22 protein-coding genes are annotated in these 24,798 nt (G+C 73.5%); 17 read left to right on the top strand and 5 right to left on the bottom strand.

What is annotated here, in order from left to right; translation table 11 throughout:
* Positions 1-362: 362 nt before the first annotated feature.
* Positions 363-1,247: an RNA polymerase sigma factor RpoH gene (gene rpoH / locus IEX99_RS13505; protein ID WP_188901125.1), complete on the bottom strand. Its 885-nt coding sequence runs from the start codon at positions 1,245-1,247 to the stop codon at positions 363-365.
* Between the two features lie 238 nt (positions 1,248-1,485).
* Positions 1,486-2,505, bottom strand: a complete 1,020-nt coding sequence (locus tag IEX99_RS13510; RefSeq protein ID WP_188901127.1) for an RluA family pseudouridine synthase — start codon at positions 2,503-2,505, stop codon at positions 1,486-1,488.
* Here IEX99_RS13510 and IEX99_RS13515 point away from each other — a divergent pair.
* Positions 2,486-2,785, top strand: coding sequence for a DUF6476 family protein (locus IEX99_RS13515; RefSeq protein ID WP_229678019.1), 300 nt, complete (start codon positions 2,486-2,488; stop codon positions 2,783-2,785). The genes IEX99_RS13510 and IEX99_RS13515 overlap by 20 nt on opposite strands.
* Positions 2,786-2,950: 165 nt before the next feature.
* Here IEX99_RS13515 and IEX99_RS13520 read toward each other — a convergent pair whose 3' ends face one another.
* Together IEX99_RS13520 and IEX99_RS13525 are read right to left on the bottom strand one after the other, a co-directional pair.
* Positions 2,951-3,742 (bottom strand): citryl-CoA lyase, encoded by a 792-nt coding sequence (locus IEX99_RS13520; RefSeq protein WP_188901129.1) that lies wholly within the window; start codon positions 3,740-3,742, stop codon positions 2,951-2,953.
* A gap of 147 nt (positions 3,743-3,889) precedes the next feature.
* A complete protein-coding gene (locus tag IEX99_RS13525; RefSeq protein ID WP_188901131.1) occupies positions 3,890-5,365 on the bottom strand; it encodes an MmgE/PrpD family protein in 1,476 nt (491 codons plus the stop codon).
* A 417-nt stretch (positions 5,366-5,782) separates the two neighbouring features.
* Between IEX99_RS13525 and dctP the strand changes: the two genes are divergently transcribed.
* The 3 genes from dctP (at position 5,783) to IEX99_RS13540 (ending at position 8,865) form a co-directional block, all read left to right on the top strand.
* On the top strand, positions 5,783-6,850 hold the full coding sequence (gene dctP / locus IEX99_RS13530; RefSeq protein ID WP_188901133.1) for a TRAP transporter substrate-binding protein DctP: 1,068 nt from the start codon (positions 5,783-5,785) through the stop codon (positions 6,848-6,850).
* 74 nt (positions 6,851-6,924) lie between these two features.
* Positions 6,925-7,512, top strand: a complete 588-nt coding sequence (locus IEX99_RS13535) for a TRAP transporter small permease (protein ID WP_188901135.1) — start codon at positions 6,925-6,927, stop codon at positions 7,510-7,512.
* Between the two features lie 33 nt (positions 7,513-7,545).
* Positions 7,546-8,865, top strand: coding sequence for a TRAP transporter large permease (locus tag IEX99_RS13540; RefSeq protein ID WP_188901137.1), 1,320 nt, complete (start codon positions 7,546-7,548; stop codon positions 8,863-8,865).
* Positions 8,866-8,942: 77 nt separating this feature from the next.
* On the opposite strand, the gene IEX99_RS13545 is transcribed toward IEX99_RS13540, so the two are convergent.
* Complete coding sequence (locus IEX99_RS13545; RefSeq protein WP_188901139.1) at positions 8,943-9,245, bottom strand: I78 family peptidase inhibitor; 303 nt, start codon at positions 9,243-9,245, stop codon at positions 8,943-8,945.
* A gap of 210 nt (positions 9,246-9,455) precedes the next feature.
* Between IEX99_RS13545 and IEX99_RS13550 the strand changes: the two genes are divergently transcribed.
* From IEX99_RS13550 to lipA, 13 genes are all read left to right on the top strand, one after another.
* Complete coding sequence (locus IEX99_RS13550; protein ID WP_229678020.1) at positions 9,456-11,267, top strand: SLC13 family permease; 1,812 nt, start codon at positions 9,456-9,458, stop codon at positions 11,265-11,267.
* 483 nt (positions 11,268-11,750) lie between these two features.
* Positions 11,751-12,077 carry a preprotein translocase subunit SecG gene (secG, locus tag IEX99_RS13555; protein ID WP_188901141.1) on the top strand — a complete coding sequence of 109 codons (327 nt, stop codon included), beginning with the start codon at positions 11,751-11,753 and terminating at the stop codon, positions 12,075-12,077.
* 100 nt (positions 12,078-12,177) lie between these two features.
* Complete coding sequence (locus IEX99_RS13560; RefSeq protein WP_188901144.1) at positions 12,178-13,815, top strand: CTP synthase; 1,638 nt, start codon at positions 12,178-12,180, stop codon at positions 13,813-13,815.
* Entirely contained in the window at positions 13,815-14,657 is an 843-nt protein-coding gene (gene kdsA / locus IEX99_RS13565; protein ID WP_188901146.1) for a 3-deoxy-8-phosphooctulonate synthase, read from the top strand. Before IEX99_RS13560 ends, kdsA begins: the two co-directional genes overlap by 1 nt.
* Positions 14,658-14,780: 123 nt before the next feature.
* Positions 14,781-15,758: a hypothetical protein gene (locus tag IEX99_RS13570; protein ID WP_188901148.1), complete on the top strand. Its 978-nt coding sequence runs from the start codon at positions 14,781-14,783 to the stop codon at positions 15,756-15,758.
* A 146-nt stretch (positions 15,759-15,904) separates the two neighbouring features.
* The gene (gene eno / locus IEX99_RS13575; protein ID WP_188901150.1) at positions 15,905-17,194 is read left to right on the top strand and encodes a phosphopyruvate hydratase; all 1,290 of its coding nucleotides are present in this window, start codon (positions 15,905-15,907) and stop codon (positions 17,192-17,194) included.
* 143 nt (positions 17,195-17,337) lie between these two features.
* Positions 17,338-17,649 carry an FtsB family cell division protein gene (locus IEX99_RS13580; RefSeq protein WP_188901152.1) on the top strand — a complete coding sequence of 104 codons (312 nt, stop codon included), beginning with the start codon at positions 17,338-17,340 and terminating at the stop codon, positions 17,647-17,649.
* 541 nt (positions 17,650-18,190) lie between these two features.
* Positions 18,191-19,168 carry a pyruvate dehydrogenase (acetyl-transferring) E1 component subunit alpha gene (pdhA, locus tag IEX99_RS13585; protein ID WP_229678041.1) on the top strand — a complete coding sequence of 326 codons (978 nt, stop codon included), beginning with the start codon at positions 18,191-18,193 and terminating at the stop codon, positions 19,166-19,168.
* Between the two features lie 3 nt (positions 19,169-19,171).
* Entirely contained in the window at positions 19,172-20,569 is a 1,398-nt protein-coding gene (locus IEX99_RS13590) for a pyruvate dehydrogenase complex E1 component subunit beta (protein WP_188901156.1), read from the top strand.
* 35 nt (positions 20,570-20,604) lie between these two features.
* A complete protein-coding gene (locus IEX99_RS13595) occupies positions 20,605-21,900 on the top strand; it encodes a pyruvate dehydrogenase complex dihydrolipoamide acetyltransferase (protein ID WP_188901158.1) in 1,296 nt (431 codons plus the stop codon).
* Entirely contained in the window at positions 21,897-22,385 is a 489-nt protein-coding gene (locus IEX99_RS13600; protein ID WP_229678021.1) for a GNAT family N-acetyltransferase, read from the top strand. The genes IEX99_RS13595 and IEX99_RS13600 overlap by 4 nt, the downstream gene beginning before the upstream one ends.
* Before the next feature lie 13 nt (positions 22,386-22,398).
* The gene (gene lpdA, locus IEX99_RS13605) at positions 22,399-23,799 is read left to right on the top strand and encodes a dihydrolipoyl dehydrogenase (RefSeq protein WP_188901160.1); all 1,401 of its coding nucleotides are present in this window, start codon (positions 22,399-22,401) and stop codon (positions 23,797-23,799) included.
* Between the two features lie 13 nt (positions 23,800-23,812).
* Positions 23,813-24,787 (top strand): lipoyl synthase, encoded by a 975-nt coding sequence (gene lipA / locus IEX99_RS13610; RefSeq protein WP_188901429.1) that lies wholly within the window; start codon positions 23,813-23,815, stop codon positions 24,785-24,787.
* Positions 24,788-24,798 lie beyond the last annotated feature (11 nt).

Below are 24,798 nucleotides of genomic sequence, written 5' to 3' on the forward strand. Positions count from 1 at the left end.
TCCTCAGCGAAGACAGCGAATCACCATCACAGCCAAGCCGGAATCCCCCACGAGTCAGACTCAGGTGCCGTGCGTATGAGGGGAGGCTGTCGCGACGCCGGAGCCGCCCGCGCCAGCGCCGCTCGCGAAGGGTGGAGCCGCGGCGTGGCCGGGCCTCCCCGGATGCGGAGCGCAAGGCGTTGGTGGCAGCCGCCGGAGGGGGAGGGGCATGACGCCGCCGCCCATCGGCGGGCCGGCGGAGGCCGTCGCGGGAGCCGGCGGATCCGCCTCCCTCGGGGACCGGGGCGCGGCATCCGCAAGCCTCCGAACGGATCAGGCGCCGGATGCGCCGGCGCCTGCATCCCGCAGGGTGGACGCCCGCGTCAGCCGACGGACAGCCGGCGCTCCGCGATCTGCTGCTTCATGCTCTTCTGCAGCTTCTCGAAGGCGCGCACCTCGATCTGGCGCACCCGCTCGCGGCTGATGCCGTACTGCTGGGAAAGCTCCTCGAGCGTGGTGGGCTCGTCCTTCAGGCGCCGCTCGATCAGGATGTGGCGCTCGCGGTCGTTGAGCGTCTTCAGCGCCTCGTTGAGCAGCTGCCGGCGGTTGGACATGTCCTCGCGCTCGGCGAGTTCCTCCTCCTGGCTCTCGCTCTCGTCCACCAGCCAGTCCTGCCACTCGCCCTCGCTCTCGGCGCGCACCGGCGCGTTCAGCGAGTGGTCCTGCGCGGCCAGACGGCGGTTCATCGAGACCACGTCCTGCTCCGGCACCTGCAGCGTCCTGGCGATCTTCGCCACCTGCTCCGGCTTGAGGTCGCCCTCCTCCAGCGCCGACATCTGGCCCTTCAGGCGGCGCAGGTTGAAGAACAACTTCTTCTGCGCCGCGGTGGTGCCCATCTTCACCAGCGACCAGGAGTGCAGGATGTATTCCTGGATCGCGGCCCGGATCCACCACATGGCGTAGGTGGCGAGGCGGAAGCCGCGGTCCGGGTCGAACCGCTTCACCGCCTGCATCATGCCGACATTGCCCTCGGAGATCAGCTCGCCGAGCGGCAGGCCATAGCCGCGATAGCCCATCGCGATCTTCGCGACGAGGCGCAGGTGCGAGGTGACCAGCTTGTGCGCCGCCTCGACGTCGCCATGCTCCTTCCAGCGCTTGGCGAGCGCGTATTCCTCTTCCGGAGTCAGCATCGGGAACTTGCGGATCTCCTGGAGATACCGCGCGAGGTTCCCTTCCGGCGCCACCGGGATGACCGAGCTGGAAGCCATGTTGTCACTGCCTCCTGGCCGGTGGGACCGCCCCGTGACGGCGGGGCCCCTGGCCGGCGTACGATCGGAATGCGTCGAACGCCTTCCGGGCCCGCCCGTGCCGGCCACGCCCCGGTCACGACGGGGCGAGTTCAGCCACGGATTGTTCAAGGCACCCGGCGCCATTCGACGGGCGATTCTTACTCGTTCGTGCCGCGCCTGGCAAGAAAAACCGAGTTCGGCGCTCGGTTACTCTCCGTTACCCGCTGCCTGCGTAACCCGACAGGCGGTGCAGGAGTTCCGCCATGTCGGCCGGCAGGGGCGACTCGAAACGCAGCGCCGCGCCGGTCACGGGGTGGCGGAAGCCCAGGGTCGCCGCGTGCAGCGCCTGGCGCGGGAAGGCGAGGAGCGCGGCCCGCAGCGGCTCCGGCAGCGCGCGCGCGGCTGCCGGGACGCGGCGACAGTAGAGCGGATCGCCGACCACGGGATGTCCCATGTGCGCGAGGTGGACGCGGATCTGGTGGGTCCGGCCGGTCGCCAGGCGGCACCGCAGCAGGGCGCAGGCGGTGCCGAACGTGCGCTCGGTCACGTAACGGGTGAGGGCGGGTTTGCCGCGCCCCGCCGGCACCACTGCCATGCGCTTCCGGTCGGCGGGGTGGCGGCCGATCGGGGCCTCGATCGCGCCGGCAGGCGGGGCGGGCAGCCCCCAGACCAGGGCGAGGTAGGCGCGCTCCAGATCCTCCCTGCGGCTGGCGAAGGCCTCGCTCAGCGCCTGGTGCGCCCTCTCCGACTTGGCGACGACCATGAGGCCGGAGGTGTCCTTGTCCAGCCGATGCACGATGCCCGGCCGCATCTCGCCGCCGATGCCGGTGAGCTCGGCACCGGCATGGGCGAGCAGGGCGTTGACCAGTGTGCCGGCGGGGTTGCCGGGTCCGGGATGGACCACGAGGCCCGCCGGCTTGTCGAGCACGATCAGGTCGGCGTCCTCGAACAGGATGGCGAGCGGCATGGCCTGCGCCAGGGGTGCGGCCGGCTCGGGCGGGGGCAGGCGGACCTCGTAGCGCGCGCCGGCGCGCACCGGCTGGGCCGGATCGGCCAGCGGCGCGCCGTCGCGCCGCACCTGGCCGGCCTCGATCAGCGCCTTGACGCGCGAGCGCGAGAGCGAGCCTATCGCGTCGGCGAGAAAGCGGTCGGTCCGTTCGCCGGCGGCGTCCGCCGGGGCGGTGAGCGCGATGGTCTCGGCGGAGGGCGGTGGGGTCGTGTCGTTGCGCGCGCTCAAGTGGCTGGTCGTGGTGATGGGGGCGCTGATCGTCGCCGGCACCGTGACGCTCGTGGTGGCGATCGTCCAGCGCCTCGGCGACGGGGCCGGGGCGCCGGCGCCGACGCTGGCGCTGGATCAGCCGGCGGGGGCGCGGATCGCCGGGATCGCGGCGGCCGGCGACCACCTCGCGATCTGGCTGGAGCGGCCGGACGGCGAGGGGCTGGTGGTGCTGGTCGACCCGCGGCGGCGGCGGGTGGCCGGCGAGATCCGGCCGGCGGGGCGCCGGCCGGGCGAGTGACCGGGCGAGTGAGATGTGCCGCGGCCGGGTGCCCGCGTCGCGGACGGCGGGGGCGCCCGTCGCCCCCGTCCCCCCGGCCGGATGCCGCGGGCGCCGGTCGCCCGGCGCGCGCCGCCCCGGGCGCGACCCAGCGGGGCGTCGGACCGGACGGCAGCGGCCGGGAGGTCACTCCGGCCGCAGGTGCGCGCTCGCCTCGTCCTCGACGCGCAGCCAGATCTCGCGCGCCATCGGCCGCTCGCCTTCCTCCAGGAGATGGCCGACGAGGCCGATGGCGCGCGCCATCACGCCGAAGCCGCGCACGATCCGCCAGGGGAAGCCGAACTCGCAGCAGATCGCGCCGATCGCGCCGGTGGCGTTGACCGGCAGCGACCGTCCGTAGACGCGCTCGGCCTCCGCGGCGATCGCCTGCATCAGCGCGACATAGGGGCCGGCCATGCCGTTCTCCGCGGCGATCTCGAACAGCCGCGGGGCGCGCGGATCGACCGGCTTGTGGATCGGATGCCCGATCCCGGGGAGGATGCGCCCGGCCTGGCGATAGGCGGCGACCTTGTCGCGCGCGATTGCCTGGAGGTCGGCGCCGGAATGGTCCTGGCCGGGCGGGAGCGCCTCGGAGAGCAGGCGCGCCGCGTCCTCCATGCTGCCGACGAACACCGAGCCGAGGCCGCAGAGGCCCGCCGCGACTGCCGCCTGCAGCGCCTCCGGCGCCCCGGCGTAGGTCATCCGCGCCGCGATCGCGCTCGGCGTCATGCCGTGCTCGACGAGGGTGATGACCATGGCGTTGAACACCGCCGACTGCTGCGGCGTCGCCTCCCGGCCGGTGAGCTGGAGGAAGGCGAAGTCGCCGAGGTTCATGTGGCCGAGGATCTGCCCCGGCAGGTCGCGGCCGCGCACCGTGATGCGGTCGCGTGTGCTCCAGGCGATGTCGGAGCGGATGGGATTCGGTTCGCGACGGGTCATGGTGGCCTCCGGTTCCGCCTCCTCGCTGTGCAGCGGCGGCGCGCCGGCGGTCAAGGCGCGGCCGGCCGGAACGGCGAACCGTCGGGCCCGCCCTCCACCGCCGCCGCGGCGGCGGAGCATCGGGCGGTCCCGCCGGCCGGCGCGCGGTCAGTGGCGCGGGATCGCCTCCGGCCGCGACCCGTCGCGTTCCGGCCTTGCGAGGGGCGGCGCGGGCACGCGCGCGTCGGTCCGGGGCGGCGCCGGGCGCTCGAGCAGCCGCGTGACGTCCCTGACGTCGGCGGCCTCCGCGAGGGCGAGCAGCCGGTCGAAGAGGGGGGCGACATTCGCGGCCGGCAACGCGCCCCGCTCGGCGCAGTCGCGGAACTTCGCCCACAGCTCCTCGCGCGACATCGGGTCGTCGCCGCCGCGCCCGACGAGCTGCGCCACGCGGCGCGAGAGGCGCCGGCCATCGCGCAGCGTGACGACGACCTCCGCGCCCCAATGGTTCGGCCCGTCGGCCGGCATGTCGGGGTGCGGCGCGGCCGTGGTGAGGGCGAGCAGCCGCCTCACCTCGGGCTCGAGCGCCGCCTCGCCCTCGAAATGCGCGAGCCGCGGCGTGCCGGAAAGAAGCGCGCGCACCACCGCGTACTGGATGCTGAACTTCGCCTCGAGCGGCGTCCTCGGCCAGGGGTTGTCCGTGTGCGGCAGGCGCCGGGGGTGCACGAGGATCTCGATCCGCGCCACGTCGCCGGCGGCGAGGCGCTCCTCGCGCGCGAGGCGCAGCATCATCGCGATCGCGGGGTGGGTGCTGCCGCAGCAGGGGAACTGCTTGAGGGCGATGCCCGGCGCCTCGATCTCCCACGGATCGCCCCAGCCGGCGAAGATGCGCGCGGCGTCGTGCAGGCCGGGGCCGTTGAACACGTCGAGGAATCCCTGCGGGTGCTCCAGCGCGCCGAGCCGCGCCTCGAAGCCCTGCTCGGCCATCAGCGCGGCGAGCAGGCCGTTGCGGCCGCAATGCCCGACGTGGAAGGGCTTCGTCATGGTTCCGAAATTCGCCTTCAGGCCCGAGGCCATCGACGCGGCGAGCGCGAGCGCCGTGGCGGTCCGCCGCGCGTCGAGGCCGAGCAGGTGCGCGCAGGCCGCGGCCGCGCCGAACACGCCGAGCGTCGCGGTCGGGTGCCAGCCCTTGTCGTAGTGGACGAAATTGACCGCCCGGGCGAGGCGGATCATCGCCTCGATCCCGATCACGTAGGCGAGCACCAGCCGTTCGCCCGAGGCGCCGCGCTCCTCCGCCAGGGCGAAGAGCGGCGCGACCAGCGGCACCGACTGGTGGCCGCCCATGTCGCTGCTGAAGTCGTCGTAGTCCAGCGCGTGGCTCGCCGTCCCGTTGACCAGCGCGGCATCGAGCGGCGCGGTGCGCCGCGCCGTGCCGAAGATCAGCGCACGGCCCGGCGCGACGGCCACGCCTGGCGTGCGCAGCAGGACCTGCGTGCAGTCCTCCGGCAGCCCGGCGAGGGCGACGCCGATGGTGTCGGCGATGGCGGCGCACGCCCGGCCGAGCGCGCCCGGCGTCAGGTCGCGCCGCGAATAGGCGCAGATCCGCTCCGCCATGCGCAGGGCGATGGGTGCGTCGTCGCTGGCCATGGCCGTCCCTCTCGCGTTGCGGGCCGATCCGGGCGCGGTGCGGCCGACGATGCCTGAGGGCGGCCGGCGCCGGCCCCGTCCCGTGCCGGGCTGGTGATCGCCGCAGGACGCTAGCACACCCTGCCGGCCCGCGCGCCGCAAGCGTCGGGACCGGCGACGGGCCGCCGCCCGACGCGACGCGGCGCGTCGCGAGGCCCGGCCGCTGTGTCGGCGCATGGGGCGATGCCGCCGACGCGGCATGCACCCGGTCCGCGCCGGCCCCGGTCGTCCCTCGCCGGCGACAGGAGCGGGTCGCGCGCTCGACCGCGTCGGCGTGAGCGCGACGGCGGCAGACGCGGACGCTCGATCCGGTTGCGGAGGTTCGCGGACCGCCGCATAGTGGGCGGCAGCACAAGAACATAGCGAGGAGGGGGCGTCATGGCGAAGACGGCCGGGATCCTGACCGCCACGCTCGGAGCGGCGGCGTTCTGTGTTGCCTGGAACACCTCGGCGGCCGCGCAGCAGGCGACGGTGGAGGGCCCGCGAGTGAGCTGGGACTATTCCATCTGGGGCCCACCGCGCGTGGCCAGCGCCGGGATCGAGGCCCTGGCGCGGCACGTGCAGGAGCGCACGGGGGGGCGCTTCACCATTCGCATCCACTATGGCGGCGCGCTCTCCGCCGGGCCGGACAACCTCGACAACATCAAGCTCGGCGCCTTCCAGATGGCGACGATCTGCACCTCCTATCATCCGGGGAAGAACCCGGGCCTTACCGTCCTTGACCTGCCCTTCCTGCCCCTCTCCGACCGGCGCGTGCACTGGCGGGTGCACATGGCGGTGTACAACCACCCCTACATCGTCGAGGAGTTCCGCCGCTGGAACGCGGGGCTGGTGCTCTCGATCCTGCAGCCGCAGTCGGAGCTGATGGGCCGCGGCCGCCCGATCGAGCGGCTGGAGGACTTCCGCGGCCGCCGCATCCGCGCGCTGGGCGGCACCGGCGAGGCGCTGCGCCGGCTCGGCGCCGTACCGACGACGATGCAGGCGACCGAGGTGTACAACGCGCTCGAGCGCGGCATCATCGATGCCGTGGCCTTCCCCTTTACCTATTCCTTCGCGGCGTACCGGATCAACGAGATCTCGAGCTGGTACACCACCAACCTTGCGCCGGGGGCGAACAACTGCCCGTCGGTGGTGAACCTCAACGCCCTCAACCGCCTTCCGCCCCAGTACCGGCAGCTGATCGAGGAGGGCAAGGAAAAGGCATTCGAGGCGTTGGTCGAGGCCCAGACCGCAGCCGAGCAGCGCGACCTGGCGGCATGGCGCCAAGCCGGCCTGCGCGAGATCACCTACGGCCAGGATGTGCTGGACGAGATCCGGCGGGTTGGCGGGCAACCGGTCTGGGACGAGTGGGTCCGGAACATGGAGCGCCAGGGCGTGCCGGGGCGCGAGCTGCTCGACCTGGTGCTGAACAAGGCGCGCGAATACTCGCAGCAGGCGCAGCGCTGAGCGCGCGCGCGTCCGCCTGAGCGCGGCGAGGGCGCGGGCGGCCGCGCCGGTCGTCCGCGTCGCTGAGCCCACCGATGAGCGAGACCGCCATGCATGACGGCCCGGGCACCCGTGCGCTCTCACTCGCCGACCGCGGACTGATGGCAGTCGAGCTGGCGTGCGCCGCGATCGCCGCGATCGTGATCTTCGCCCTGATGCTGGCCGGCGTGCTCGAGATCCTCGGGCGCGGCCTGTTCAATGCGCCGATCTACGGACACCTCGACATGGTCGAGTTGACCATGATCTCCTTCACGGTGCTCTGCATCTCCTATTGCTGGCGCAAGGCGTCGCACGTGCGCATGGATCTCGCGGTCCGTCGCCTGCCGGGGCGGGCGCGCTGGACCGCGGAGCTGGCCGCGACCGGCGCCGCCTTCGTCTTCGTCACCCTGATCCTGCCGGGGACGTGGCAGTACTTCCTCAACGCCTATCAGATCGGCGACTCGACGATGAACACCGGGATGCCGACCTGGCCCTCCAAGCTGGCGGTTCCGGTCGGTCTCGGCGTGCTGTGGCTGCGCCTCGTCGTCGAGATCGCGGCGTGGCTTCGCCTCATCGTCCATCCGGCGCGCCCGGCCATCGCCGTGCCCATGCCCCCCGATCCCACGCGGGAAGCCGTGGACTGAGCAGGCACACGCCGGGAGGGAGCGAGCGAGCCTATGGAATTCGACCTGGAACCCGTCACCTACGGCGTGATCGGTCTCGTCGCGCTCAGCGTGCTGATCCTGATGGGCGTGCGGATCTTCGTCGCCGCGGGGCTGGTCGGGCTGGTCGGCCTCGCCGCGCTGCGCAACTGGGACGTGGCGGCCGGCATCTCCGGCATCGTGCCGCACCAGCAGACCACCTCCTACGCGCTGAGCGTGCTGCCGCTGTTCATCCTGATCGGCTTCCTCGCGCATTTCGCGGGGATCATCCAGGGCGCCTACCGCTGCGCGCGCGCCTGGATGGGGTGGATGCCGGGCGGGCTCGCGATCGGCACGATCTTCGCCACGGCGGGCTTCGCCGCGGTCTCCGGCGCCTCGACGGCGACCTCGGCGGTGTTCGCCCGCGTCGCGATCCCGGAGCTGCTGCGCTACGACTACCACCCGCGCCTCGCGGCCGCTGTCGTCGCCGCCGGCGGCACGCTGGCCACGCTGATCCCGCCGAGCGCCATCCTCGTCGTCTACGGCATCATCGTCGAGCAGTCGATCGGCGCGCTGCTCCTCGCCGGCTTCATCCCCGGCATCATCTCGGCCCTGATCTACGCCGGGCTGCTGCTCCTGCGGTTCCGGTTCAACCCCGCCCTCGGCCGCCCGATCACCGACATCGGCTGGGACGAGCGCCTGCGCACGCTGCCGGAGATCCTGCCGATCCTGGTGGTGGTCGCCATCGTCATGGGCGGCATGTACACGGGCTGGGCGACGCCGACCGAGGTCGGCGCGCTCGGCTCCTTCGTGGTGTTCGTCATGGCGCTGATGCGCGGCGGGCTGACCGCGCGCAACCTGTGGCGCGCCCTGCTCGAGACGGCGAGGCTCACGGTGATGATCTTCTCGATCATCTGGGGCGTGCTGATCTTCGTCCGCTTCCTCGCCTTCGCCGGGCTGCCGGGCGCGTTCTCGGAGTGGATCGTGGCGCTGCCGCTGTCGCCGCTGATGACGCTGCTGATGATCCTCGCCGGCTACATGGTCCTCGGCATGTTCATGAACGGCATCGGCATGCTGCTGCTGACCCTGCCGGTGGTCTTTCCCGCGGTGGTGGCGCTCGGCTACGATCCGATCTGGTTCGGAATCATCGTGGTCAAGATGGTCGAGATCGGCCTGATCACGCCGCCGATCGGGCTGAACTGCTTCGTGGTCGCGGGCGTCCGTCCCGACATCCCGCTGCAGGAGATCTTCCGCGGCGTCTGGCCCTTCGTCGTCGCCGACCTCCTCACCGTCGGCGTGTTCATCGCGTTCCCCGAACTGATCCTCTTCCTCCCCCGCCTGATGATGACGGGATAGCGCGCCCTGGGCCGGCGCGGACGAGGCCGCCCGGACGGCGGCGCGCCCTCCTCGCCGGCGGCAGGCGCTGGCGGAGGCTAGCCGCAGGAAAGGCGGATCACGCGCCCGTCCCGGTCCAGATGGACGTTGAGGCGACGCGGGTCGAACTCCATCGTCGCCGCCTCGCCGGGCCGGAGGACGCGGAGGCGGCCGCGGGCGGGCGGTGCCAGCCGCCCCCTTGCCGTCTCCCAGGGGCGGCCGAGGAGGTCGGTGCGCGTCGCCGCCAGCCGGGCGCAGGCTGCCTCGGGAGAAGCCGGCGGCGCCGCATCGCCCGTGGCGCACGCCGCGCCCGACGCCAGCATGGCGAGGAGGGCGAGGGCAGGCGCAGAGCCTCGTCGCACGCGCGCCGGCCCCGCGACCGGACGGAGGCGCGCCCCGGCGGGGCAAGCGCAACGGGGCCGGGCCTTTAGCGTCGGCATGGCCCGGACGTGGCATCGGCGCGGAAAGGGCGCAAGCCCGCCGCGGCGCCGTGCGAGCCGGGCCGACGGCCCCGGCCACCGCGGGGCTGTCCCTGCGCGGCGCCTGCCGATAAGCGAGCAGGACGGGACGACATGATGACCGCGCCGCAGCTCACCATCCTCGCCATCCTCGCCGCCACGGTGGCGATGTTCGTCTGGGGCCGCTGGCGGCACGACCTGGTGGCGATGGGCGCGCTGCTGGCGTCGGTCGCCGCCGGGCTCGTGCCGCCGGCCGGGGCCTTCGCGGGCTTCGGCCATCCCGCCGTCGTCACCGTCGCCTGCGTGCTGGTCCTGAGCGCCGCCCTGCAGGCCGCCGGTACGGTGGACGCGCTCGCGCGCCTGGCGGTGCCGCGGGCGGCGGGGCCGACGCTGACGATCGCGGCGGTCGGCGGTCTGGCCGCGGTGCTGTCGGGGTTCATGAACAACGTGGGGGCGCTGGCGCTGCTCATGCCGGTCGCCGTCCATGCCGCGGGCCGGCTGGACATGCCGCCGGGCCGGCTGCTCATGCCGGTCGCCTTCGGCTCGATCCTCGGCGGCATGACGACGCTGATCGGGACGCCGCCGAACCTCATCGTCTCGGGGTTCCGAGGGCAGGAGGGAGGCGGCGGCTTCGCGATGTTCGACTTCGCGCCTGTGGGGGCCGCGGTGGCGCTCGGCGGCCTCGCCTTCATCGCGCTCGGGGGGTGGCGCCTCGTGCCCTCCCGCCCGGTCGGCAGCCCCGAGGATTTCGCCGCCGGCCCCTACATCACGGAGGCGCGCGTGCCGGAGGGGGCCAAGGCCGCCGGCATGTCGCTCGGCGCCGTCGAGGACGCGCTGGGGGAAAGCGACGCGCAGGTGCTCGGCCTGATCCGGGACGAGCGCCGCATCCCCGCCCCCCACCCGTCGCGCGAGGTGCGCGCCGGCGACATCCTGCTCATCGAGGCCGAGCCCGAGGCGCTCGCTACCGCTTTGTCGGAGCTAGGGCTGCGGCTGGAGGCGGATGTGCGCGAGCCGGCCGAGGGGGCGGGGCGGACGGGCGGACCCCGCGGCGCGGCGGCGCTGCAGTCGGACGAGGTGGTGCTGGCGGAGTTCGCCGTGCGGCCTCGGGCCGAGATCGCCGGGCGGTCGGCGAGCGACATCCGCCTGCGCAGCCGGTTCGCGATCAACCTCCTGGCCGTCTCCCGCGGCGGGGTCCGCACCACCGGCCGGCTGCGCAGCCTCGCCCTGCGGGAGGGCGACCTGGTGCTGCTGCAGGGCGCGCCGGACGCGATGGCCGAGTTCGCGCAGCGTTTCGGCCTGGTGCCGCTGGCCCAGCGCGCGCTGCGCCTGCCGGCGCCGCACAAGGCGCTCCTCGCCGGGGTCGTGATGGCGATGGCGGTCGGGGGGGCGGCCTTGGGCCTGGTCCCGGCGGCGGTCGCCTTCGCCGCAGGGGTGCTGGCGGTGCCGGTGCTCGGTCTGCTGCCGGCGCGCCGGCTCTACGATGCGGTGGACTGGCCGGTCGTGGTGCTGCTGGCCGCGCTCCTCCCGGTCGCCGACGCCATCGCCGGCACCGGAGCCGCGGACCTGGTGGCGAGCGCGCTGATCGCGCCGGTGCGGGAACTGGGGCCGGTGGCGGCGCTCGCCCTGGTCATGGTCGTCACCATGACGCTGTCGGATTTCATGAACAACGCCGGGACGGCGGCGGTGATGTGCCCGATCGCGCTCGGCACGGCCAAGCAGCTCGGCGTGGCGGCTGACCCGTTCCTGATGGCGGTGGCGGTGGGGGCCTCGTGCGCCTTCCTCACCCCGATCGGGCACCAGAACAGCACGCTCATCCTTGGGCCCGGCGGGTTCCGCTTCGGGGATTACTGGCGGCTCGGCCTGCCGCTCGAGGTGATCGTGCTGGCGATCGGCGTGCCGGCGATCCTGGCGTTCTGGCCGCTGTAGGCAGGCGGGGCCGCAGGGCGAGCGTCCCGCGACGCGAATTCGCCGCGGTCGCCATGATCGCGCCATAAAGCTGGCGCGCGTTGATCGAACAAGATATACAGATATCTCGCGCCATCGTGAGGTTCCGAGATCCTGCGTGCCGCTGCCCGCCTCGCCCGGATGGGATCGCCAGGGCGACCATGGCCGTCGTGTCCCGTGTTCCGGCCCGCGCCCGACGCCGCTGCCGCGCGGGGCGGCAGCGGGGCGCCGGCCGTGGCGCGGCAGGCCGAACCGGAACCGACGGCAGGGCCCCCCGCGGGCTGCCGCGGGCGCTCGCCGTGCCGCTGGCCATCGCGCCGGTCCGGGCGGCGTTCCGTCCTGGTGGCGGCCGCCGAGCGCCTGGGGCATGGCGAAGCCTCCCGCCCCGCGGGAGCGGCCGGGACGGAAGGCTAGCCTCGCGGGACGGCAGCGGATAAAAGCGCGCCGCCCGAGGGAAGCCCCGCGATGTCCACCGTCCTGCTCATACTCCACCTGTTCGTCACCCTCGCGCTGATCGGCGTGGTGCTGCTCCAGCGCAGCGAGGGCGGGGGCCTCGGGATCGGCTCCTCGCAGGGGATGGGCGCGTTCATGACCGGGCGCGGGACGGCGAACCTGCTGACACGGACCACGGCGATCCTGGCCGTGATCTTCATGGCCTTGTCCATCGCCCTGGCATTGATCCACCGCGGCAGTGGCGGCCAGCCGCGCTCGATCCTCGACGCGCCGCCGCCGGCGCCGGCCGCGCCCGCCCTTCCGGCAGCGCCCCAGCCGCCCGCGGTGCCGACCAACTGACCGGGCTGCGCCCCGCGGCGCCGCCCCCCGTGCCGTGCAATGCCGCTTCCCGTCCGGCGGAGGTGACGCGGACTCGGGCGGCGCGCTATGGAGGCCGCCCATGACGCGGTTCGTCTTCATCACCGGCGGCGTGGTCTCCTCCCTCGGCAAAGGTATCGCGGCGGCCTCCCTCGGCGCGCTGCTGCAGGCGCGCGGCTACAAGGTCCGGCTGCGCAAGCTCGATCCCTACCTGAACGTGGACCCGGGGACGATGAGCCCCTACCAGCACGGCGAGGTCTTCGTCACCGATGACGGGGCGGAGACCGACCTCGACCTCGGCCATTACGAGCGATTCACGGGCGTGCACGCCACGCGCGCCGACAACTGGACGACGGGGCGGATCTACGCCGACGTGATCGCGGCGGAGCGCCGCGGCGACTATCTCGGCGGCACGGTGCAGGTCATTCCGCACATCACCGACAAGATCAAGGAGGTGATCCAGGCGGAGACCGAGGGCTACGACTTCGTCATCGTCGAGATCGGCGGCACCGTCGGCGACATCGAATCGCTGCCGTTCCTGGAGGCGATCCGCCAGCTCGGCAACGAGGTCGGCCAGCAGCGGAGCCTTTTCGTCCACCTCACCCTCGTGCCCTACATCCCGAGCGCGGGCGAGCTGAAGACCAAGCCCACCCAGCACAGCGTGAAGGAGCTGCTGAGCGTCGGCATCCAGCCGCAGATTCTGCTCTGCCGCTGCGACCGCCCGATCCCGGAGAACGAGCGGCGCAAGATCGCGCTGTTCTGCAACGTCCGGCCGGAGAGCGTGATCCCGGCCCTCGACGCGAAGACGATCTACGAGGTGCCGATCAGCTACCACAACGAGGGCCTGGACCGCGAGGTGCTGCGGCACTTCGGCCTGTCCATCTACGGCCAGCCCGACATGCGCCGCTGGGAGCGCATCGTCCAGGCGATCCGCGCGCCGGAGGGCGAGGTGACGATCGCCGTGGTCGGCAAGTACACCAACCTGCTCGACGCCTACAAATCCCTGGCCGAGGCGCTGGTCCACGGCGGCATCGCCCACAAGGTCCGGGTCAACCTCGACTGGGTGGACAGCCAGATCTTCGAGGGCGGGGAGGAGAACGCGGTGGCGCGGCTCGAGGGCGTGCACGGCATCCTCGTCCCCGGCGGCTTCGGCGAGCGCGGCAGCGCCGGCAAGATCGAGGCGGTGCGCTTCGCGCGCGAGCGCAAGGTGCCCTTCCTCGGCATCTGCTTCGGCATGCAGATGGCGGTGATCGAGGCGGCGCGCAACCTGGCCGGCCTCAAGGGGGCAAGCAGCACCGAGTTCGGACCTTGCGAGGATCCGGTCGTCGGCCTGCTCACCGAATGGCTGCGCGGCAATGAGGTCGAGCGCCGCAGCGCGGGCGGCGAACTCGGCGGCACGATGCGCCTCGGCGCCTATCCGGCGCGGCTCGCCGAGGGCTCGCTGGTGCGCGAGGTCTATGGCGGCGCCGCGGAGATCCGGGAGCGGCACCGCCACCGCTACGAGGTGAACATCCGCTACCGGGAGCGGCTGGAGGAGGCGGGGCTGCGCTTCTCCGGCATGTCGCCCGACGGGCAGTTGCCGGAGATCATCGAGTATCCCGACCATCCCTGGTTCATCGGCGTGCAGTTCCATCCGGAGCTGAAGTCCAAGCCCTTCGACCCGCACCCGCTGTTCGCCGGCTTCATCGGCGCGGCGGTGCGCCAGGCGCGGCTCGTCTGATGGCGCGCACCGTCCGCATCGGCGGCGTCGCGATCGCCAACGACCGCCCGCTCGCGTTCATCTGCGGCCCCTGCCAGATCGAGAGCCGCGCGCACGCGCTGGAGGTGGCGGCGGCGCTCGCCGAGATGGCGCGGGCCGCGGGCGTGCCGCTGGTCTACAAGTCCTCCTTCGACAAGGCGAACCGCACCAGCGTGGACGCGGCGCGCGGCATCGGCATGGCCGAGGGCCTCGCCATCCTCGCCGAGGTGCGGGAGCGCACGGGCCTGCCCGTGCTCACCGACGTGCACGCGCCGGAGCAGTGCGCGCCGGCGGCGGAGGCGGTGGACTGCCTGCAGATCCCGGCCTTCCTCTGCCGCCAGACCGACCTGCTCCTCGCCGCGGGGCGCACCGGCAGGCCGGTCAACGTCAAGAAGGGGCAGTTCCTCGCGCCCTGGGACATGCCGAACGTCGCGGCGAAGATCGCGAGCACCGGCAACCGGAACATCCTGCTCTGCGAGCGCGGCGCGAGCTTCGGCTACAACACGCTGGTCGCGGACATGCGCGCGCTGCCGATCATGGCGGCAACCGGCTACCCGGTGGTGTTCGACGCGACGCACGCGGTGCAGCAGCCGGGGGGGCAGGGGAGCTCGAGCGGCGGGCAGCGCGAGTTCGCGCCCGTCCTCGCGCGCGCCGCCGTCGCGGTCGGTGTCGCGGCGGTGTTCATCGAGACCCATCCCGATCCGGACCGCGCGCCCTCCGACGGGCCGAACATGATCCCGCTGCGCGCGATGCCGGCGCTGATGGCGCGGCTCAAGGCGTTCGATGCGGTAGCGAAGGCGGCGGCGCGGGACGGCGGCGGCTGAGCGAGGGCCGGCGGGCCGGGCCCGGTCGCCGCCGGCCCGACCGAGACGTGACCGTCGCGATGGCTTTGCCGGCGCCGTGGCCGCGCCTAGCTTGCCACCCGACAGGTTGCAGGAGGCCACGACATGCCCCGCTGGCAAAGGTACCGCCGGTTCGGTCCGATCCTCGTCCTCGCCGGTGCCCTCATGGGCGCCGGCTGCGCCGCGCCCGGCGGCGGGACCGGGCAGGCCGGGGTCGCGGACTCGGTCCCCGCAGCGGCGGTGCAGCTGGCGGCGGACCTCGCCGACGCCGACGCGGCGGTCGAGCGCACGATCGGCCGGATCGGCGAGTTCGCGCAACGCAACCGCCGCGAGGCGGCGGCGATCGCCTACGCCACCGGCGGCCGCGTCCCGCCGTCGGGGCGGGCGGCCGCCGTCGCCGCGAACGGCACCGCCGCGATGGCAGCGGGCGATGTGCTCGCGCCGGCCTTCGACGCGCTCGTCCTTCACGGCCGTCGTCTCGCCGGCCTCGCCGGGGAGTTGCCGCCCGGACTGCCGGATCCGGATCCGGCGCAGCTGCGGCGCGAGGCCGAGCAGGGCCTCGCCCGCTACGAGGCGGCGCTGCGTCGTCGCCTGCCACTGACGGCCGCCGAGCGGGAGGCGGGGCTGGCCGCCGTCGCCGCCCTCGCCGTCCCGCCGGCCGAGGGCGCCGATTTCGCGGACTACGTCTCCGAGCGTCAGCCGGCGGTCGAGGCGCTGACGGTGCTCCTGCGCGCGGTGATCGGGGCGGATCCGCAGAGCGGCCTGCGCGCGCGGCTCGCGGCCGAGCGGGAAGAGGCGATGCGCGCGCAGGCGGCGCTGCTGGCCGCGGCGCGGCGCGATTCCTCCCTCGGCGTCCTGGGCCGCTACGCCCTGTACCACAGCGCGATGCGCGCCGAGGCGGAACTGCCGCCCGACGCGGTGCTGGCCGCGGCGGTCGGGATGCTCTCGGCGCTGCCGGCCGCGCACGCCGCGCTCGCCTCGGCCGACCCGGTCGCGGCCGCGCAGCGCGTCGCGGCCTTCTCCGCCGCCGTGGACCGTCTGGAGGAGGCGGAGTGGGCGCCGGAACGCGCCGCGGCGGAGTGAGCCTTTCCCTGGGCGGAACGCCGGCCGTCCGCGCGGCGTGACGTCCGTTCCCCTTGCCGTCGCCGCGGCGGGGGCCTATCGCGCGCATCGCGTCGCCCGCCCCAAGACCGGCGGGCGGCTCGGCAGGGGCTCGCCCGGAGGAATCCATGACCGCTTCGTCCGCCGCCATCGCCGACATCGTCGCGCGCGAGGTCCTCGATTCGCGCGGCAACCCGACCGTGGAGGCGGAGGTGGTGCTGGATTCCGGGGCGACCGGCCGCGCCATCGTGCCTTCCGGCGCCTCGACCGGCGCGCACGAGGCGGTGGAGCTGCGCGACGGCGACCGCGCGCGCTACGGCGGCAAGGGCGTGCGCAAGGCGGTCGCCGCCGTCGAGGGCGAGATCTTCGACGCCATCGGCGGCATGGACGCGACCGCGCAGGTCGCGATCGACGAGGCGATGATCGAGCTCGACGGCACGCCGAACAAGGCGCGCCTCGGCGCCAACGCGATCCTCGCGGTGAGCCTCGCCGTGGCGAGGGCGGCGGCGGCGCATCTCGGCGTGCCGCTCTACCGGCATGTCGGGGGGGTGTTCGCGCGCACCCTGCCGGTGCCGATGATGAACATCGTCAACGGCGGCAGGCACGCGGACAACCCGATCGACATCCAGGAGTTCATGATCCTGCCCGTCGCCGCGGGCACGATGGCGGACGCGGTGCGGATCGGCGCCGAGGTGTTCGCGGCGCTGCGGAAGGCGCTGCACGAGGCCGGCCACAGCACGAACGTGGGCGACGAGGGCGGCTTCGCGCCGAACCTCCGGAGCGCCGACGAGGCGCTCGGCTTCATCGCCAGGGCCTGCGAGGCGGCGGGGCACCGCCCGGGCGAGGAGGTGGTCTTCGCCCTCGACTGCGCCGCGACCGAGTTCTTCCGGGACGGCAGGTACGCGATGGAGGGCGAGGGCCGGACGCTCGACGCCGGCGGGATGGTGGACTACCTGGCCGCGCTCTGCGACCGGTGGCCGATCGTCTCGATCGAGGACGGCTGCGCGGAGGACGACTGGGAGGGCTGGAGGCTGCTCACCGACCGGCTCGGCGCCAGGGTCCAGCTCGTCGGGGACGACCTCTTCGTGACCAGTCCGGAGCGGCTGCGGCTCGGCATCGAGCGGGGGGTGGCGAACGCCATCCTGGTCAAGGTCAACCAGATCGGCACCCTGACCGAGACGCTGGAGGCGGTCGAGACCGCGCACCGGGCCGGCTACCGGGCGGTGATGAGCCACCGCAGCGGCGAGACGGAGGACGCGACCATCGCCGACCTCGCCGTCGCGACCAATTGCGGGCAGATCAAGACCGGCTCGCTCAGCCGCTCGGACCGGCTGGCGAAGTACAACCAGCTCATCCGCATCGAGCAGGGGCTCGGGGTCGCCGCGCGCTACGCCGGGCGGGGCGCGCTGCGCCGCTGAGCCGCGCGCCGGACCGGGACTTGGCGCTCGCCAAGAAGCGCCGCCGCGCGTATCATTCCGTTCGCGACGCGCGCACCGTTCGAGACGCGCGCAGGAGGGGGTCTTCCGCGATGTCGGGTCGGCTAGCCGCGTTCGGGCGGGGGATGAGGCGGCGCGCCCGCGAGGCGCTGCTTCCCGTGCTGTTCGGTGCCGTCTGCGGATATTTCCTCTGGCATTCCGTCCACGGGCCCCGGGGCCTCCTCGCGCGCGAGCAGCGCGCGCAGGAGATCGCGGCCGCGCGGGCGGAACTCGCCCGGGCCGAGGCGGAACGCGACGCGATGGAGCGGCGCGTCGCCGGCCTGCGCGGCGAGGTGCTCGACCGCGACCAGCTCGACGAGCGGGCGCGGGCGCTGCTGAACCTGGTGGCGCGCGAGGAGCTGGTCATGCCCTACGCGCCGGGGCAGCGGCTGTACTAGCCGCGCCGTTGCCGGCGGGGGCGGACAGGGCGGTGGCCGCGGCGGAGACGAGGCGAGCATCGCGCGAGCGTCATGACGGCGGCGGGCCATCGGGCCGACCGTCGGATGGACGGGGGTGCCGATCCGGCCGAGCGCCCGCCGCAGCGGTGTCCGGTGACGCTCCGCGGAAAGCCGTGCCCGAACCGGAGCACGGCGAGCAGCGGGGAGTGGGCGGCGCGCCGGCCGGCCGGGCCACGGGGGCTCCTCTTGCCGGGCGCGGGCATCCGCTTCGCCATCCCGTGGACCTTCCGCCCGTCGTGCCCGGACCCGGGTGATCCAGCGCACTTAACCGAAAGTCGGTTAAGTGTCTTATTGCGTTGCAAAAGAAGGGTTTTTCGTTCGCATCTCGCTTGCACGGTCGGGAGCGCGATCGTAAGTGCGGGTTCCGCGGCCCCGGATCCGGGGCCGCCGCTCAACGAGGAGACGCCGGATGGTCCAGGGGGCTGAGGTCGCCACCGCCGCCGCCAAGCGCCGCGCCGCCAAGGGCAAGGAGCCGCCCGCGATGACCCGCGACGAGCTCCTGCGCGCCTACCGGGACATGCTGCTGATCCGACGCTTCGAGGAGAAGGCGGGCCAGCTCTACGGCATGGGCCTGATCGGCGGCTTCTGCCACCTCTACATCGGCCAGGAGGCCGTGGTGGTGGGCATGCAGATGTGCCTCAGGCCCGGCGACCAGGTGATCACCAGCTACCGCGACCACGGCCACATGCTCGCCACCGGCATGGAGGCGCGCGGCGTGATGGCCGAGCTGACCGGGCGCATCGGGGGCTATTCCAAGGGCAAGGGCGGCTCGATGCACATGTTCAGCATCGAGAAGGGCTTCTACGGCGGGCACGGCATCGTCGGGGCGCAGGTCTCGCTCGGCACCGGCCTCGCCTTCGCCAACTGGTACCGGCGGAACGACCATGTCTGCCTGACCTATTTCGGCGAGGGCGCCTCCAACCAGGGCCAGGTGTACGAGAGCTTCAACCTCGCCGCGCTGTTCAAGCTGCCGGTCGTCTACATCATCGAGAACAACAAGTACGGCATGGGCACCAGCGTCGAGCGCGCCTCCGCCTCGAAGGACCTGTCGAAGAACGGCGCGCCCTGGGGCATCCCCGGCGAGCAGGTGGACGGCATGGACGTCATCGCCGTGAAGGAGGCGGGCGAGCGCGCGGTGGCCTACTGCCGCGCCGGCAACGGGCCCTACCTCCTGGAGATGAAGACCTACCGCTACCGCGGCCATTCCATGTCGGACCCGGCGAAGTACCGCACGCGCGAGGAGGTGCAGAAGATGCGCGAGCAGCGCGACTGCATCGAGACGGCGCGCAAGCGGCTGCTCGAGATGGGGCTGGACGAGGCGGCGCTGAAGAAGGTGGACGACGAGGTGAAGGCGGTCGTCCAGGACGCCGCGGACTTCGCCCAGAAGTCGCCGGAGCCGCCGGAGAGCGAGCTGTGGACCGACGTGCTGGTCGAGGCGGAGGCGGGGGAGGGGCGCTAGGCCATGGCCGGGACCCAGATCCTGATGCCCGCGCTCTCGCCCACCATGACCGAGGGCAAGCTCGCGCGCTGGCTCAAGAAGGAAGGCGACCGGGTCAAGGCCGGCGAGGTGATCGCCGAGATCGAGACCGACAAGGCGACCATGGAGGTCGAGGCGGTGGACGAGGGGGTCCTGACCCGCATCCTGGTGCCCGAGGGCACGGAGGGCGTCGCGGTGAACGCCCCGATCGCCGAGCTGAACGGCGGCGGGGCGCCGCAGGCGGCGCCCGGACCCGCGCCGGCACAGCGCGAGCGCGCCGCGCCCCTGCCGAAGGCCGAGGACCGCGCCGCGGCCGCCGCGCGCGGGGCGGCCGAGCGGCCCGCCGCGGCGGCCGCGGAGGCCGCCGCCGCGGCCGAGCCCGAGAAGGACTGGGGCCCGACCAGGCCCATCACCGTGCGCGAGGCGCTGCGCGACGCCATGGCCGCGGAGATGCGCGCCGACGACCGCGTCTTCCTGATGGGCGAGGAGGTCGCGCAGTACCAGGGCGCCTACAAGGTGAGCCAGGGCCTCCTCGACGAGTTCGGCCCGCGGCGCGTGATCGACACGCCGATCACCGAGCACGGCTTCACCGGCATGGCGGTCGGCGCCGCCTTCGCCGGCCTCAGGCCGATCGTCGAGTTCATGACCTTCAACTTCTCCATGCAGGCGATCGACCAGATCATCAACAGCGCCGCCAAGACGCACTACATGAGCGGCGGCCAGGTGCGCTGCCCGATCGTCTTCCGGGGACCGAACGGCGCGGCGGCGCGCGTGGCGGCGCAGCACAGCCAGGACTTCTCGAGCTGGTACGCGCACTGCCCGGGGCTGAAGGTGGTCGCCCCCTGGTCCTCGGCGGACGCGAAGGGGCTGCTGCGGGCGGCGATCCGCGACCCGAACCCGGTGATCTTCCTCGAGAACGAGATCCTCTACGGCCACACCTTCGAATGCCCGGTCGCCGAGGACTTCGTCCTGCCGATCGGCAGGGCGAAGGTGGAGCGCCAGGGCAGGGACGTGACGCTGGTCGCGCACTCGATCGCCGTCGGCCTCGCCATGCAGGCGGCGGAGGAGCTGGCGCGCGGGGGGATCGAGGCGGAGGTGATCAACCTGCGCACGCTCCGCCCGCTCGACATCGCGACCGTGGTGCGCAGCGTGCGCAAGACCAACCGCCTCGTCACCGTCGAGGAGGGCTGGCCGTTCGCCGGCATCGGCGCGGAGGTGGCGATGCAGGTGATCGAGCACGCCTTCGACTGGCTCGACGCGCCGCCGGTGCGCGTCACCGGCCTCGACGTCCCGATGCCCTACGCCGCCAACCTCGAGAAGCTGGCGCTGCCGAGCGCGGCGCAGGTGGTCGAGGCGGCGAAGCGCGTGGCATACAGGTCGTAGGCGCCGGCCGGCGCGCGAAGGGGAGCGGGACCGAGATGGCGACCAACATCCTGATGCCGGCGCTGAGCCCGACCATGACGGAGGGCAACCTGGCGCGCTGGCTCAAGAAGGAGGGCGACCGGGTCAAGGCCGGCGAGGTGATCGCCGAGATCGAGACCGACAAGGCGACCATGGAGGTCGAGGCGGTGGACGAGGGGATCCTCGGCAGGATCCTCGTCCCCGACGGCACCCAGGGGGTGAAGGTGAACCAGCCGATCGCGGTGCTGGTCGAGGAGGGCGAGGCGGTGCCGGGCGGCCCGGCGGCGGCGCCGGCGCCCGCGCCCGCAGCGGCGGTCCCTGCGCCGGCCGCGCCCGCCGCCGCGGCTCCGCAGCCGGCACCGCCTCCGCGCGGGAACGGGCAGGACAGGGCGGCGCAGCGCCTCTTCGTCTCGCCGCTCGCGCGGCGCATGGCGCAGCAGGCGGGGCTCGACCTGTCGCGGATCGCGGGCAGCGGACCGGGCGGGCGGATCGTGAAGGCGGACGTCGAGGCGGCGCTCGCGCGCGGCGCGCCGCAGCCGGTGGCCGCGCCGGCGCCCGCCGCGCCCGCGCCGGCCGCGGCCCGCCCGGCCGCCCCGCCGCCGCCGATCGCCGCGCCGCACACCGCCGTGCCGCACAGCACGATGCGCAGGGTGATCGCGCGCCGCCTCTCCGAGTCGAAGGCGACGATCCCCCACTTCTACGTCTCGATGGACGTCGAGCTCGACGCGCTGCTGAAGCTCCGCGCCGACCTCAACGCGCGCGCGCCGAAGGAGGGGGCGCCGGGCGCGTTCCGGCTCTCGGTCAACGACCTGATCATCAAGGCGGCGGCCGTGACGCTCCGGCGCTTCCCGAACGTCAACGCCTCCTGGACCGAGGACGCGATCATCCGGTACCACGACGTGGACATCTCGGTCGCCGTGGCGATCCCGGACGGGCTGATCACGCCGATCATCCGCAAGGCCGACCAGAAGGGCCTCGCCGCGATCAGCAACGAGATGCGCGACCTCGCCGAGCGCGCCCGGGCCGGCAAGCTGAAGCCGGAGGAGTTCCAGGGCGGCGGCTTCTCCATCTCCAACATGGGCATGTACGGCGTGCGCGACTTCGCCGCGGTCATCAACCCGCCGCAGGCCGCCATCCTCGCCGTGGGCGCGGGCGAGAAGCGGGCGGTGGTGAAGGACGGGGCGCTCGCGATCGCGACGGTGATGACCTGCACGCTCAGCGTGGACCACCGCGTGGTGGACGGCGCGCTGGCGGCGGAGTGGCTCGCCGACTTCCGGCGCACGGTGGAGGACCCGCTGAGCCTGATGCTGTGACCCCGCCGGGGCTCCTGCTCCGCGACGCGGCGCCGGGGGACGCGCCGCTCCTCGCCCGCTTCGTGCGCGCCCTCGCCGCCTATGAGCGGCTGGAGCACGAGGCGGTCGGCACGGAGGAGGACTTCCGCCGCCTGCTGTTCGGCACGCCGCCGCGCGCGGAGGCGCTGATCGCCGAATCCGGCGGCGCGCCGGTCGGCTTCGCGCTGTGGTACTACGCGGTCTCGACCTTCCTCGCGAAGCCCTCGCTCTACGTCGAGGACGTGTTCGTCGAGCCGGCGCATCGCGGCCGCGGCATCGGGCGCGCGATCTTCCGCGACCTGGCGCGGCGGGCCCTCGCGGCGGGCTGCGGACGGATGGAGTGGTCGGTGCTCGACTGGAACGCGCCCGCCATCGCGTTCTATCGTTCCCTCGGCGCGCGCCCGCGCGAGGGATGGACCTTGCAACGCCTGAGCGGCCCCGCGCTCGCCGCGCTGGCCGCCGCCTGAGGGGACCGGAGGAATGGCCGAGCAGAGCTTCGACCTGATCGTGCTTGGCGGCGGGCCCGGCGGCTACGTCGCCGCGATCCGCGCCGCCCAGCTCGGCATGCGGACCGCCCTGGTCGAGCGCGAGCACCTGGGCGGCATCTGCCTCAACTGGGGCTGCATCCCGACCAAGGCGCTGCTGCGCACGAGCGAGATCAACCACCTGCTGCGCACGCTCGACCGCTACGGCTTCGCGGCCGACAACGTCCGCTACGACTTCGGCAAGGTGATCCAGCGCTCGCGCGCCGTCGCCAGGCAGCTCAGCGACGGCGTGCGCTTCCTCATGCGCAAGAACAAGGTCACCGTCCTCGACGGGCACGGCAGGCTCGCGGGGAAGGGGAAGCTCGCGGTGAGCAAGGACGGCAGGCCCGTCGCGGAGCTCGCCGCGCCGCACATCATCCTCGCGACCGGGGCGCGCGCGCGCGTGCTGCCGGGGATCGAGCCGGACGGCAGGCTGATCTGGACCTACAGGGAGGCGATGGTGCCGCCGGCGCTGCCGAGGCGGCTGATCGTCATCGGCTCCGGCGCGATCGGGTCCGAATTCGCCTCCTTCTACCTCGACATGGGCAGCGAGGTGACGCTGATCGAGGTGCTCGACCGCGTCCTGCCGGTGGAGGACGCGGAGATCAGCGCCTTCGTCCGCAAGGCCTTCGAGAAGCAGGGGATGAAGGTCCTCACCGGCGCGAAGGTGCAGGGCGTGCGCAAGGGCGCGGACGAGGTGACCGCGATCGTCGAGGCGGACGGAAGGGTGCAGGAGATCGCGGCGGACCGGGTGATCTCCGCGGTGGGCATCGTCGGCAACGTCGAGGACATCGGCATCGAGGGCACCGGCGTGAAGGTGGACCGCACCCATGTCGTGACCGACGAGTGGTGCCGCACCGGGGAGCCGGGGGTCTACGCCATCGGCGACCTCTGCGGGCCTCCCTGGCTCGCCCACAAGGCCTCGCACGAGGGCGTGCTCTGCGTGGAGAAGATCGCCGGGGTCGAGGGCGTGCACCCGCTCGACGTCCGCAACATCCCGGGCTGCACCTACTGCCGCCCGCAGGTCGCCTCGGTCGGCCTGACCGAGGCGGCGGCGAAGGAGGCCGGCTACGAGGTGCGGATCGGCCGCTTCCCCTTCATCGGCAACGGCAAGGCGATCGCGCTCGGCGAGCCGGAGGGCCTGGTGAAGACGGTGTTCGACGCGCGGACCGGCGAGCTGCTCGGCGCCCACATGGTCGGCGCCGAGGTGACGGAGCTGATCCAGGGCTACGCCATCGCCCGCACCCTGGAGGCGACCGAGGCGGAGCTGATCGCGACCGTCTTCCCCCACCCGACCATCAGCGAAACCATGCACGAGGCGGTGCTTGATGCCTATGGCCGGGTGATCCACATCTAGCCCCGCCATGGCCATGCGCATCGAGATAGACCATCGCGGGGCGGACCGGGCGGCGCCGCGCCACCCGGAGAAGGCGCACCGCCCGGACAACCCGATCCAGCGCAAGCCCGCCTGGATCCGGGTGAAGGCGCCCACGCACCCCGTCTATCACGAGACGCGGGCCCTGATGCGCGAGCAGAAGCTGGTCACCGTCTGCGAGGAGGCCGCCTGCCCGAACATCGGCGAGTGCTGGTCGCAGCGCCACGCCACCATGATGATCATGGGCGACATCTGCACCCGCGCCTGCGGCTTCTGCAACGTCGCGACCGGCCTGCCGCGCGCGCTCGATCCCGACGAGCCGCGGCGGGTGGGCGAGGCGGTGGCGAGGCTCGGCCTGCGCCACGTCGTGGTGACCTCGGTGGACCGCGACGACCTGGCGGACGGCGGCGCCGCGCATTTCGCGCGGACCATCGGCGCCATCCGCGCCGCGGCGCCGGGGACGACCGTCGAGGTCCTGACCCCGGACTTCCTCCGCAAGGACGGCGCGCTGGAGGTGGTGGTCGCGGCGCGGCCCGACGTGTTCAACCACAACCTCGAGACGGTGCCGCGACTGTACCCGACGATCCGGCCGGGCGCCCGCTACTACCACAGCCTGCGCCTGCTCGACCGCGCGAAGCAGCTCGATCCCGCGCTCTTCACCAAGTCGGGGCTGATGGTGGGCCTCGGCGAATCGCGGACCGAGGTGATGCAGGTGATGGACGACCTGCGCAGCGCGGAGGTGGATTTCCTCACCATCGGCCAGTACCTGCAGCCCACGGCGAAGCACGCCGCGGTGGACCGCTTCGTCACGCCGGAGGAGTTCGAGGACTACGCGCGCCTGGCGCGCGCCAAGGGGTTCCTGCTGGTGTCCGCGACGCCGCTGACCCGCTCCTCCTACCACGCGGACCGCGACTTCGCCGCGCTGCGCGCCGCCCGCGAGGCGAAGCTCGCGGCCGCGGCGCCCGCCTGAGGCCGCCGCGC

The organism is Caldovatus sediminis (assembly GCF_014644455.1).
GTDB classification, from domain to species: Bacteria; Pseudomonadota; Alphaproteobacteria; order Acetobacterales; family Acetobacteraceae; genus Caldovatus; species Caldovatus sediminis.